At 45.9% G+C, this 12,111-nt stretch carries 14 protein-coding genes, 1 tRNA gene and 1 pseudogene; 12 read left to right on the top strand and 4 right to left on the bottom strand.

From position 1 onward, the window contains the following. Nucleotides 1–31 precede the first annotated feature (31 nt). The 6 genes from KK083_RS32585 to KK083_RS29350 all read left to right on the top strand — a co-directional run bounded on the left by KK083_RS32585 (nt 32) and on the right by KK083_RS29350 (nt 2,799). Nucleotides 32–166: a hypothetical protein gene (locus tag KK083_RS32585; protein ID WP_262899641.1), complete on the top strand. Its 135-nt coding sequence runs from the start codon at nt 32–34 to the stop codon at nt 164–166. Beyond that, nucleotides 163–819, top strand: coding sequence for a transglycosylase domain-containing protein (locus tag KK083_RS29370; protein ID WP_254169725.1), 657 nt, complete (start codon nt 163–165; stop codon nt 817–819). Before KK083_RS32585 ends, KK083_RS29370 begins: the two co-directional genes overlap by 4 nt. Before the next feature lie 120 nt (nt 820–939). After that, nucleotides 940–1,332 (top strand): VOC family protein, encoded by a 393-nt coding sequence (locus tag KK083_RS29365; RefSeq protein WP_254169724.1) that lies wholly within the window; start codon nt 940–942, stop codon nt 1,330–1,332. Nucleotides 1,333–1,335: 3 nt separating this feature from the next. Beyond that, entirely contained in the window at nt 1,336–1,884 is a 549-nt protein-coding gene (locus KK083_RS29360; RefSeq protein WP_254169723.1) for a leucine-rich repeat domain-containing protein, read from the top strand. Continuing rightward, on the top strand, nt 1,868–2,437 hold the full coding sequence (locus KK083_RS29355) for a hypothetical protein (protein ID WP_254169722.1): 570 nt from the start codon (nt 1,868–1,870) through the stop codon (nt 2,435–2,437). The genes KK083_RS29360 and KK083_RS29355 overlap by 17 nt, the downstream gene beginning before the upstream one ends. Further along, nucleotides 2,434–2,799 (top strand): hypothetical protein, encoded by a 366-nt coding sequence (locus KK083_RS29350; RefSeq protein WP_254169721.1) that lies wholly within the window; start codon nt 2,434–2,436, stop codon nt 2,797–2,799. The genes KK083_RS29355 and KK083_RS29350 overlap by 4 nt, the downstream gene beginning before the upstream one ends. Before the next feature lie 459 nt (nt 2,800–3,258). Here the strand turns inward: KK083_RS29350 and KK083_RS29345 are convergent, their stop codons facing one another. Beyond that, nucleotides 3,259–3,597: a winged helix-turn-helix transcriptional regulator gene (locus tag KK083_RS29345; protein WP_254169720.1), complete on the bottom strand. Its 339-nt coding sequence runs from the start codon at nt 3,595–3,597 to the stop codon at nt 3,259–3,261. A gap of 111 nt (nt 3,598–3,708) precedes the next feature. Between KK083_RS29345 and KK083_RS29340 the strand changes: the two genes are divergently transcribed. Beyond that, nucleotides 3,709–4,104 (top strand): DoxX family protein, encoded by a 396-nt coding sequence (locus KK083_RS29340; RefSeq protein WP_254169719.1) that lies wholly within the window; start codon nt 3,709–3,711, stop codon nt 4,102–4,104. 7 nt (nt 4,105–4,111) lie between these two features. Here KK083_RS29340 and KK083_RS29335 read toward each other — a convergent pair whose 3' ends face one another. The 3 genes from KK083_RS29335 to KK083_RS29325 form a co-directional block, all read right to left on the bottom strand. Then, on the bottom strand, nt 4,112–6,544 hold the full coding sequence (locus KK083_RS29335) for an ABC transporter permease (protein WP_254169718.1): 2,433 nt from the start codon (nt 6,542–6,544) through the stop codon (nt 4,112–4,114). Nucleotides 6,545–6,720: 176 nt separating this feature from the next. Further along, a complete protein-coding gene (locus KK083_RS29330; protein WP_254169717.1) occupies nt 6,721–7,677 on the bottom strand; it encodes a hypothetical protein in 957 nt (318 codons plus the stop codon). 44 nt (nt 7,678–7,721) lie between these two features. Beyond that, nucleotides 7,722–8,450 (bottom strand): hypothetical protein, encoded by a 729-nt coding sequence (locus tag KK083_RS29325; protein WP_254169716.1) that lies wholly within the window; start codon nt 8,448–8,450, stop codon nt 7,722–7,724. Nucleotides 8,451–8,688: 238 nt separating this feature from the next. Between KK083_RS29325 and KK083_RS29320 the strand changes: the two genes are divergently transcribed. From KK083_RS29320 to KK083_RS29300, 5 genes and pseudogenes are all read left to right on the top strand, one after another. Next, on the top strand, nt 8,689–9,072 hold the full coding sequence (locus KK083_RS29320; protein ID WP_254169715.1) for a hypothetical protein: 384 nt from the start codon (nt 8,689–8,691) through the stop codon (nt 9,070–9,072). Nucleotides 9,073–9,093: 21 nt separating this feature from the next. After that, the gene (locus KK083_RS29315; RefSeq protein ID WP_254169714.1) at nt 9,094–9,642 is read left to right on the top strand and encodes a hypothetical protein; all 549 of its coding nucleotides are present in this window, start codon (nt 9,094–9,096) and stop codon (nt 9,640–9,642) included. A gap of 287 nt (nt 9,643–9,929) precedes the next feature. Next, nucleotides 9,930–10,003: transfer RNA gene (locus tag KK083_RS29310), tRNA-Asn, on the top strand. Between the two features lie 135 nt (nt 10,004–10,138). Next, on the top strand, nt 10,139–11,050 hold the full coding sequence (locus KK083_RS29305) for an alpha/beta hydrolase (RefSeq protein WP_254169713.1): 912 nt from the start codon (nt 10,139–10,141) through the stop codon (nt 11,048–11,050). A gap of 149 nt (nt 11,051–11,199) precedes the next feature. Beyond that, a pseudogene (locus KK083_RS29300) lies at nt 11,200–12,111 on the top strand (S41 family peptidase); the annotation flags it as partial.

Here is a 12,111-nt window from a genome sequence, read left to right as displayed (position 1 = left end):
GAATCTGAAACACCGGATCTAAACTAGGTTTGTGACTGATAGACATAACCCCGAAAAAGTGGCGTTGGTGAAGAACACCAACACCGGCGCAGAAAGTGGTGTTCGTGAAGAACATCAAACACCGGCGGAGAACACCGGCGCACTAAAAACCAACATAAACCTATGAAAAGAAAAATAAGCGTAGCCCTGCAGATCTTCGGTGCCGGCGTAGCGGTATTCGTTATCTACAACTTCATTATAGTTGTCAGCGCAAGAAAAGAAACACCGCTGATCGTTGAGAAGGCGCTTCAATCAGAGGCGATGAGACTGGAACTGGCAGACCTCACACGGGAGCAACGCCATATCCTGTTAAAGGTGCAGGATCCAAACTTTTACTATCACAAAGGATACGATTTCAGTACTCCGGGCACAGGATTAACCACCATCAGCCAGGGCCTTGTGAAAATATTCTACTTCGATGATTTTAAACCCGGCGTTCAAAAGATCAAACAAACACTGATCGCAAGATTCGCTTTTGATGCGCTCACGCCCAAAGACACCATCCTCAAACTCTTTATTAATAAAGTTTACCTGGGGCATCACCAGGGCAAAGCGGTCAACGGTTTTGAGGATGCCTCCCGTATCTATTACAGCAAATCATTCAATCAATTATCGGAAGCAGAATACCTGTCGCTCGTGGCCATGATCCGCGCGCCTGCCACGTTCCATTGTATTGCACACAAAAACGAAAATCAGCTGCGCGTATCCCGGATCAAAACAATGCTCGCGGGCGATTACGTGCCCGCAGATAACAGCGACTGGTTGTATGACAGAAAATAACGTATCGATCCTGGAGCATTTATTCACATTAAATAGTGCCAGGTATGGTCTAAAAATGTAGCTTTGATCATAGACGATTTCGGCATAAAAAAGAGCTGCTGAGATCATTAAATATCAGGCATGAAATCCAAAAGACCCACTACCCTTACACCATTCCTGGTAGTAAAGAGCGGCATCGAAGCCGTTAAATTTTACATCGCTGCGTTCGAGGCCACAGAAGTGGTCAGGTATGATGCGCCTGGTGGAAAACTTATCGCGAAGATCGCTATTGAAGGAGCAGAATTCTGGCTTGGTGATGAAGAGCCGGAATTCGACAACCTGAGCCCCAGTACCATTGGTGGAAGTGGCGTTCGCATGGTGCTAACGGTCGATGACCCGGACACTATGTACGCCAGTGCCCTGAAAGCCGGTGCCACGCAGATCTGTCCGGTTACCACGGAAGAATCGTGGAGAATCGGAAAATTGGTTGATCCATTCGGGCATATTTGGGAAATTGGGCATCCACTGGACTAGAAAATGATGAAAACCCTCTTTCCTGTTTTGCTGATCCTTCTTTTGAGCTGTGAGACGACTGAAAAGAAAACCGGTTTGTTTGAAGACCTCGCAGACAAAACATCGCTTGAGATCTACCTGAAAACGTACGGACTTGACAGTGTTCCGAAAGACATCGGTCAACTCAAAGCTGCCAGAAGACTCTACATTGCGAAAGACAGCGCAAGAGGCTGGACAATCTATCCTCCCCTCAGTGCCCTCGATCAACGAACGCAGCTACCACCCTTCAGACAACTTCCGGACGAGATAACAGAGCTGACAAATCTCGAGTCACTGGTACTGAGTGACCTCGATCTAAAAACGCTTCCCAGCAACTTCGGAAGGCTTCAGAACCTCGACAGCCTGAGCCTGTTTATGAACAAGCTGACACTTTCAGCAGAGCTCGGAAAACTTAAGGCGCTTAAAAAATTAAAATACCTGGAGATCTATGGCAACAAAGCAGATAGCACTGATCTTGAAGAATTAAAAAAGGCAATTCCTGGCTTAACGATTTACAATGGCGACATCGAATAATAGCAAGGGGAAAGTGAGACCATTAATTGCCATCACAATTTTCCTCGCAGTTATAAGCTGTTCTAAAAAAGAGCCGCTCAGTGATTCATGCAAGGACATCATAGAAAGCGATTCATTTTACTATGCGCTACCGTTGAGTGTACAGCAGTACAAACAAATGTATCGATTGGAAAACTATCTTACAGCGGGCACAGATTCTGTACAGACCATCGACTTTGATTGCGCGGTGATAGTCAATCCAACAAATGAACAGGTTGGTGAATTAAAAAAAATGCAGGGCCAGGACTTTGAGGAAAATGCAAAAATTGATACCCGGCATCGTGAAGCGGCACGTTGTATGATTGAATCCAGGGGCATTCAAACCCTGACGGCAACCGGGCAATTCATTCGTTTTACGTCAAAGAACCAGACCTGGCACCTGGATGTACAAAGGGACATGCTTCCGGACTGGAAATTGATTCTATACAAGGAAGGGAACGCCCCGTTGATATTACCAGGCTTAACGTTGACCATGGAAGACGTAGACCAGTACTTCAAAAATGTAGGACGATGACCGACACAAGAGAACCAAAGATCAAACAGCTGACGATGATCTGTTATTTGACTGTCATCCTTGCCGCATTACAATCGATCTTTGAAGAATTGATGACAACGGATTTCGCGCATCGCATTTTCTCAACGTACTTCTTCATCGAGGTTGCCATACTCGTAGTGTTACTGGGCATCGGGTTAAAAAACGAATGGACCCGCGTGATCCTGGCACTTTTTACCTTCTGGGAGGTCGTGTTATTCATCCAGGAAAAACCTATCAGTCCCGACGAAGTTTTAATGATTATTATCTTCGCACTGCGTGTTTACGTTTTAGTCCGGCTATTCAGCGGAGCGGCCAATCGATACTACAAGGCAGGCAAATAAATGACGGTAACCACTTTCACTATCCGTGACAAATGAGACTACTCACATTCATAATCACCATTAATTCAATAATCTGTTTCGGGCAGGATCTCTATGTTGATAACATAAAAGACTTTCCATGGACGTCAGATGCGCACATCGACCAGATCCAGGAAACGAAGGAAATAGGCCTATCCATATTAAGATTGCCAAAAGACTCGCTAAAGACTGACAGGACAATATGGACTTTCAAGGACGACCTAACCTTGAGTTTCTATAATACCAAAAACCGGAGTGAACAATTAGTGCTAAGATGCAGCTATGATCTTGACCCGGACAAACGCCTTATCAATATTGAATGGCCTGACAAAGGACGATCGACATACCAATTTACCTTCGTTTCAACCGGAAGCTTTATGTTGTTGACGAGGAAAAAGATAAGATCAGAGCGATAAAGCGCAGGTCCAGATCAGGCAAAAATCATTTCACAATGTTTTTCTTCCGGTGAGACAAACCCCAGAAATGAAGCTCGTCCAAAACTTTTTCCAACGACATTCCGTGCGGCGTGATTGAATATTCAACTGTTGGAGGGAAAGTGTCGTAAACATCTCTTCGGATCAGTTTGTTTGCCTCCAGGTTCTTCAATTCCTTCGACAAAGTTTTATCGGTAATTCCGTTGACTTCTTTTGCTATTTGCTTAAAACGTTTTGGTTTCTCCGACAACGCAAAAAGTATCAGCAATTTCCATCTTCCTTCAACTGCCTCAAGCGCATCCCTGATAGACAGCATTGTTTTTGGGCAACCACCTTTAGACAACATCCGCTTCTTGTTTTACCATTACTATCCCTGTGGATAGCGCTATCCAAATGGAAAGTGCTATACAATGGAAAGCAAAGGTACCTATTTTTGCATGAACTAATAAAAAGCAACATGGGTCAGCAAAAAACATCAAAGGCTTTAAACGTTGTTCTCTGGGCAACACAGATACTCTTAGCCGTTACCTTTCTTTGGGCCGGGTCAATGAAAATTTTTAAACCTGGAGCATTGCCGTGGCCCTGGGTGAAAGAAAACCCAGGTTTAGTAACAATTACCGGAGTGGTCGATCTGTTGGCAGGGCTCGGATTGGTATTGCCTGCCCTGCTTCGCATTCAGCCCAGGCTTACAGTTTACGCTGCTTACGGCACTATATTGCTGATGATCGCCGCGAGCATTTTTCATATCTCAAGAGGCGAAGGTTCTCAGATCGGTTTTAACATTTTCGTTTTGGTTTGTGCCATCTTCATTGCCTGGGGCAGGCAAACCAAAGCACCGATAACGTCGAAATGATCGCGCATTAGTCATGTTTTAATGAATCAACGGGTTTGGCAAGTGCAGCTTTCAGGGTTTGAGACGAAACTGAAATGAAGGCGACTACCATCACCAGCATTCCGGAAATGAAAAATATAAGTGGCCGCACGGCAACATGATAGGCGAACGTCTGCAGCCACTCGTTCATCAGCCACCATACCAACGGCAGGGCTATGGCAATGGCTATGAGCACGGGCTGAATAAATTCTTTCGTAAGCAGAAGTATCACACCGGAAACACTCGAGCCCATGATCTTTCGAATACCGATCTCACGCGTTCGCTGAAGGGTCATGAACGACGCCAGTCCCAGTAGTCCCATCGCGGCGAGAACAATTGCCAGTATCGTGAAAACTGTAAAGACTTTTCCGAAGCGGTCATCGCGCTCATACTGCTTGTCGAAGAACTGATCGAGAAAAAAGTAATCGACGGGGTTGCCGGGGAAGAATGTTTCCCAGGGTCCTGCGAGCTTCGCAATCACGTCCTTATAGTTCGCCTCTCCCTCAAGCTTGATCGAATAAAATCTCGCAGTGCCCGCGTATCGAAAAACATAGGGACTTATTCCTTTCTTCAACGACATCTGATGAAAATCAGCCACTACGCCAACAATTTCGACAGTGTCTTCATTGTTAACTATTTTTTGACCCAACGCTTCGGCCGGGGTTTCAAATTGAAGCTCCTTCAAAAGTGCTTCATTGATGAGCGCGTTTCCTTCTTCATTGAACGCTTTTGAAAAGTTACGACCCGCCATTACCCGCATTTCATATTGGGGAATATGGTCTTCGTCGATGATGGTTGTGGCAGCGGTATGCAAACCCCGCGAGCCGCCTTGGAGCCGTTGTACATCCTTTATCCACCAATTTTCTTCTCCTGGAATGATGTAAGATGCCGTAATGCCCTTAACACCGGGGATCCGGAGAACTTCCGTTTTGAAGGATTCATATTTTGCATCATAAAGCGAATCGATGCCAAGCGGACCTTTCAACACCATGGTTTCACTGATGTTCATACCGAGGTCCTTATTCTTCATGAAGATCAGCTGGTCATATACGATCAACGAGCCGCTGATCAGAAAGACCGACGCGGCAAACTGAAATACAACCAGTCCCTTCCTTAAATAATTTCCCGCTGACGATTTGATCAATTTTCCTTTCAAAACGGAAACGGGTTTAAAAGACGACAAAACAATTGCGGGGTAAAACCCGGAAACGAACGCACCCGCAATGAACAGTCCGGCTACCAGCACCCAGAACTCCTGCTGAAACATAAAGCTGAGCGGAATATTCCATCCTGTGAGCTCAATAAAAGGATGCCACAGTATTCTCACCAGGAGCAGCGCCAGCACCGCAGCTGTAATGTTCATGATGAACGACTCCATAAGAAACTGGCCGATCAGCTGACTTTTCAGCGCACCCACAACCTTCCGGACACCCACCTCATTGGCGCGTTTGAATGAACGTGCCGTTGCAAGATTCACATAGTTCACCCACGCGATGATGAGAATAATGGCGGCAATGAGGCTCAGCGCATAAACCGAATCGCCATCGCGCAGCTCTTTCGGCGAAGTCTCGTTTCGAAGGTTCGAGTAAAGATGAATATCTTTTAAAGGCTGAAGAATAAAGTCCTGCTTACTATTGGTCAGTTTCCATTCTTCCGTGCGGGTTCTGGTGAGATACGAATTCCATTTTGCCTGCAAAGATTCCGGGTCCGCGTCAGGCTTCAGCAGCACGAACGTGTAGAAGCCAAGCCAGTCCCACGACGTCTCCGAAGCATTCTCAGACCATACATTCAGTGTCTCGAAAGAAACCAGGAAATCAAATTTGATGTGAGAGCTCTCCGGCACATCCGCAAATACGCCTGTCACTTCAAGCAACCGATGCACCCCATCCCGGTCGTTGACCGACAACCGTTTTCCCAAAGCGTCATCATCACCAAAGTATTTTTTTGCCATACTTTGTGAGATAACAACATTGCTCACGCCCTTGAGGCAGGTTTGGTCATTTCCATGAACAAGTTCAAAGTCGAAAACCCTGAATAAAGAAGTATCCGCAAAAAAAGCGCGGTCTTCACGAAATTCAACCGCGGTTTCTCCCGGCCTCTCATACCTGACCACACCGCCCGTTCGCAGAAGACGTGTATACGCTTCCACTTCAGGAAAATTATTCTTCAACGCAGGACCTACCGCTGGCACTGCAACAGCGCTTTCAAAATTAAGCTGACCATTCTGCCAGCCATTGTATTGAATGCGATAGATATCGCTTGCCCGCGAATGGAACTGATCGAAGCTCCGCTCGTACTTTACATATTGAAAGATCAGAATGCTGGCCGCCATTCCGAGTGCCAATCCCATAACGTTGAGAAACGTATACGATTTCTGTTGCCGGAAGGAACGGAATGCGATGAGGATGTAATTCCAGATCATATAAAGTGAGTGAGGTCAGGCAAAATTTAATTTCGTTATCAATCTGCCACAGCACACGGGAAACTACCGCACATGGGATTGACCGCGGGAATTAAAGGTACGATTTATTTGTATTTGAATGACTCCGTGCCGCCCGCAATGGCTTATAGTTTATTGTATGCAGGCTCCTATGCAAATCAATTCTTGCAATCTTCCCAGTAGATAAATCTTAAATTTTCGTCAAAAGTGAATGAATACTGGGTCAGTTCGTTGTCCTCGTGATTCATTACTATAATGTAATAATGTTTTAATCCTTTGTCCACCCACGAACGCCCTAACACTATGCTGTCGCCTTTGTAATTATATTTCTTTTCCAGTTTAATGGATTTCCGGTCGTCAATAAACATCCCTGGATGGAATATAAGCTTTGGCTTGATGAAACGATTGAAGTGGTATAGGGAATCATTCCTCTTGACAAACGTTGTCTCGTGCATGGTTACCAGCGAAACCCGGCCGTTCTCGTTAACATCTATATACTGAGTCTTTCCAAATTTTTCAGGATGGATACTTTTCTTCAAGGGCTTTATATCTTCTTTTAAATTGTCCATGTAGTAACACGATTCTTCACTCGTCGTCCAAATTCTTGTTGTGTCACCAGTGGTTTTTTTCAGGAACGGAATGGAGTCGCAATTGAAGTGCAATTGAAATCCGTCTAGATGAAGCTTCTTAAGCTCAAGGTTATTCTCACGCAGCAAACGCAAAGCCGCTAACCTTTCTTCGTTGGGGGGAACGTCACCTACAGCCACGATCATCGCATTTTTTAATGTTCCAGCATATTCCCCCTCGGGCCCCTTACTATCCTTGTCAAACGTCCCTTTAATTTTTATGAAATGATCGCGTACTTGATCGAACGCGTAATCACCCAGCCAATTTTCTGAAAACTCAATCCAGATTGCTTCATCCGCTTTAGAATGAGTTGTCATAATGATTACACTTGTTTCAATTGAAATGATCAAAATTCCAGTTAGTTCAATTTCCCTGGTATGGAATTCTTCCGGCGAGTCTAAAACTTTTTGAAACTCGCTTTTCGATCCGCAACTTTGCACAACCAGCAGGATGGCGATGGCAGCGATTACTATTCTATTTAACTTCACATTGTATATGATTTGCCTACAATTTTTTGTACCAGCTGATCTTGTCAGTCATACGTTTTCACCCATTTTATGCTATTGTCAACAAAGTTGTACAACGATTTAACTTCCTTTTTCGGTGTTCTGTGATCTGCCTCCATCTCCGTTTCAAAATCCACATAAAACTTGGTTTGGTTTCTATTGTCAGCAAAATAACCTCTGTATCGCCACGATGAGTCGGCGTCCATTGGGATCTTGCTGATCGGCTCAAGAATAGCGTATAAACTATCGACTTTGCTTTTATCTATGATTGCAAAAGCTTTGTAAACAAACCTTGCATGCCGGAAGTAGCTTCTGGTTGCCAAATAACAACAACCACTTTTCTTAATAACAAATATGTGGTAGGCCCACAAATCCATATTGGGGCCAAATTGAAAAGCTATTTCAGTTTCGGGCTTATTTTCATAATAATTGACAAAATCCAGGTGGTCTGCATGATAGTTATTTGGAAGATAGTCATTCCAGTATCGTGTGAACTTGGTGGTGTCAGGATTTTCAATGTCTCTGTACCAAAGTCGTTTGTTTTCATTTGCACTCAGATCATAGAGTTTTCCGGCTGCAAAAGTTATTGTATCGTACTCAGGGATCCTGTTAAACTCTCCGCTGCGGATCGTGTATAAAAATTTCGTGGTGTCGCAGGAACATGCATCGTCATTTTGTGAGCCGTCACCTCCACAACCTATTACTCCGGCAACAACCGCCGAAAGCAGAAGGGTCCTTATAATTCGTAGGGTCATTTTTTTATTCAGTGTGTTTTAGTGTCCGAGTATAACGCATTGGGATAATTAATATTTTGTAAAAAGTCTTATCGGGGCATGGTTCATGTTCGTTCCATCAGGCGCCACGTTTGACACACCCCGTTCAAGCGGAGTCTCCGAGTGACCAGGTTCTTATCGCTGGATCAAACACTTTTTGCTAAATTTCCAGTTAATGAAGCGTGTACATGCCCACTAGCTAGCTGCATGCCAGGAGACTATGAAACAAGGACTATTGACATTGACTTTTATACTATTGACTGGTATCTGTTTTGGACAGTATGTAGGACATGCCACGCTTCGCGACAGGGTCAAGAAAGACACTTTAGTCGACAACAACCTGAAGATGAAGTTCATTCTGGATTCAACGAGAGTGTTCATTTCAGCATTTGACTCCAATGGCAAATTGGTTTGGCATACAGATCCCTGGGCCGACAATAAGCTCATGGAATATCGGGTAAAACGACCGGTGGTTGTCCGTTATAGTTTTCAGAAGAACGAATGGACTGATGGCAAGGAAAAAATTTGGATTGTCTATAACAACACACAATTTGGAACAGTTGATAAACTGACCGGCAAGTTTAGGTGGTTGGGGCAGGATTGAGTAAACTGTGCGGCATTTTTTATGACAAAGAGAAACGTCTTACTATCAATAATTGGACTGGCAATATCGCTGGTGATCAGCGGAGTGATCTATTATTACCTATTTCTGGAAACCATTGACTTGTTTGGAATTGATGAAATTAAAAATCCGGAAGGAAGGCATCGGAAGATATTGTTGACAGCGTTGTCGACATCATTTTTGACTTTGTTAATAGCGGGACTGTTGAGAAAAGCGAAGTATGCAGCCATTGGATTTGCAGTTCCTTCTTTGATTGGAATAATCTTGATGCTTGTGATTGGACCAACTTACTTTAATAAATCAAACTACTATGAGCCATTCAACCGGCAAAGATGGCTAATGGAAGACAACAACAGACTGAAAATGGCCAGGCACCTGGTCAGAAGCAAAGAATTAATAAACCTGACAAGAGATGAAGTGATCGAAAAATTGGGACCTGGATACTTACAACAAAAGTACCTTAGTTATAAGGTATGGGGTGATGACTGCGGATTAGACATTGCTTTCCTTAACGACAAGGTAACTGAGTGTTGGATCTATGTAAAAGATTGAGCTAAAAAAACTCCCTACGCCAGACAATGGGATTCGTTTGCAGATTCAGTTAAAATAATGGGGGAACTGGGTTCAAGGGGAATCTCCGGATTCTGCACACTCAAAAGAATCTTTCGATTTTAATTTTACGAAAACGGGGGGCCGTATTGTTAAAATTAACCGGCGTGGCGAAAGGAATTAAAATAAAAATCCGGCCTGTTTTGGATATTTTAGCCCTAAGTCCTTAATATTGCACTCCCAAATTTTAAAGAATTCGCAGAATTCGGGACTTTTGGGAAGTAAAATATTCCTCCTTAGCTCAGCTGGTTAGAGCACCTGACTGTTAATCAGGGGGTCCTTGGTTCAAGCCCAAGAGGAGGAGCACTGAAAATGAGGCAGTTACATAGAAATGTGACTGCCTTTTTCTTTTGTATCATATCAATTCCCCCACCCATCCTACCACCGCTATTAAAAAAGCAGCCGAACCCCTAAATTTCAAATTCCAATACCCTAAACCATGAAAACACTTTATCTCGCCACACTCTTTATTACAGTAATGACAGCCTTGCACGCCCAGGAAAAGATCTACCTCTATCCCGCATCCGAAAAAGTGACCAACGATGGCTTCGAAAAAGACAAGGAGCCGCCTTTTCTCCGCTATTTTAAGGCAAAACCCGACTCCGCCCACGGCGGCGCCATCCTCATCTGCCCCGGTGGCGGTTATTCACACCTGGCCGACCAGCACGAAGGCGTGGATGTAGCTCAGTTTTACAATCAGTACGGCTTCGATGCCTTTGTGCTCAACTATCGCCTCAACGACTTCAACCAGGCGGGCCACCGTTACCCTGATCAGTACCGGGATGTAACCACCGCCCTGCGCATCATCAAAATGCGGGCAGGCGAATGGAAGATCGACCCCGAACGCATTGGCATCATCGGCTTCTCCGCTGGCGGCCACCTCGCCTCCATGTGCGCCACCATGCATCAGCCCGCCATCAAAAAAGCGAAAGATCCCCTGGAGCGTTGGAGCACCAGGCCTGCGTTTGCCATCCTGATCTACCCGGTGATCACACTTTCCGGCGCGCCTGCACATAATGGCAGCCGCGAGATGCTGCTGGGCAAGAACCCCGACAACGCATTCGTAGACTCGCTCTCCACCCAAAACCGCGTCGATGAGCATACGCCTCCCACGTTCCTGGTGTACTCTACAGATGATAACGTGGTGCCGCCCGAAAACGGAATTCTCTTCTACCAGGCACTGCGGAAACATCGCATCCCCGCCAGCCTTCATATCTACGACCACGGTGGCCACGGCTATGGCATGGCGCCCAAAGATAAGGTACTGAACACGTGGCCCTGGCTCAGTGTAAAATGGCTGGAGCGCCTCGGCTACAAACTAAAACCAAAACCCAGTCTCCCCTCCCGTTGACCCAAGCCCACCTTAACTTGAAACCTTAAACTTTAAACCTTAAACTTCAAACTCCAAAAAATACCCCAAGCCGCCCGTACCGAAAAGCTTTCAGATGGTGAGGCTTACCGGTAAATTTATTGATAACCCAACCCAAAATCCCTGTTGTTATGAAATCCTTCATCTTGCTCCTCACGCTGATGGCTACATCGGTGTTTGCGCAAAAGCCACTTTGGCTGCGCTACCCTTCCATTTCACCCGATGGCTCCACAATAGTCTTCACGTACCAAGGCGACCTCTATTCGGTACCCGCGGCAGGTGGCCAGGCATCGTTGCTGACCATTCATCCCGCGCACGACTTTATGCCGGTGTGGTCTCCCGATGGAAAGACCATCGCGTTTGCATCAGACCGGTTCGGTAACTTCGACATCTACACCATTCCGGCTACGGGTGGCAGCGCACAACGGCTCACCTACCATTCGTCGCACGACTACCCCTCGGCATTCACGCCCGATGGAAAGAATGTGCTGTTCAATGCATCCCGTGTTGACCTCGAAACCTATGCAGATTTTCCCAACCGCGCCATGCCCGAGCTCTACAGTGTGCCGGTGACAGGCGGACGCAACACGCAGGTGCTCACCACACCTTCTGAGCTTGCCTCCTACGATGCTTCTGCGAACAGGATCTATTACCATGACCGCAAAGGTTACGAAGATCCGTGGCGCAAGCATCACCGGTCATCCATTGCGCGCGACCTCTGGGTATACGATGTGCGCAACGGTACCCATACACAGCTTACGCAGGATGCCGGCGAAGACCGCAACCCGGTGACGGATCCCGAAGGCAATTACCTGTATTACCTCAGCGAGCAAAGTGGAAACTACAACGTTCACCGCCTGTCGCTGAGCCAGCCCAATGATAAAACACAACTCACCACCTTCACCAAACATCCCGTTCGTTTTCTCAGCGTGAGTAAAAATGGCACCCTGTGCTTCTCTTACGACTGTCTCTTATACACCGCTCCGAGCCCACGAGACAAGAGGCGAGCGCGTATGCCGTCGTCGGCGGGGAAAAAAGAAAGG

Origin of the sequence: Chryseosolibacter histidinae (genome assembly GCF_018598225.1) — a bacterium.
Taxonomy (GTDB): Bacteria; Bacteroidota; Bacteroidia; order Cytophagales; family Cyclobacteriaceae; genus Chryseosolibacter; species Chryseosolibacter histidini.
This window is presented reverse-complemented; position numbering and strand designations above follow the sequence as displayed.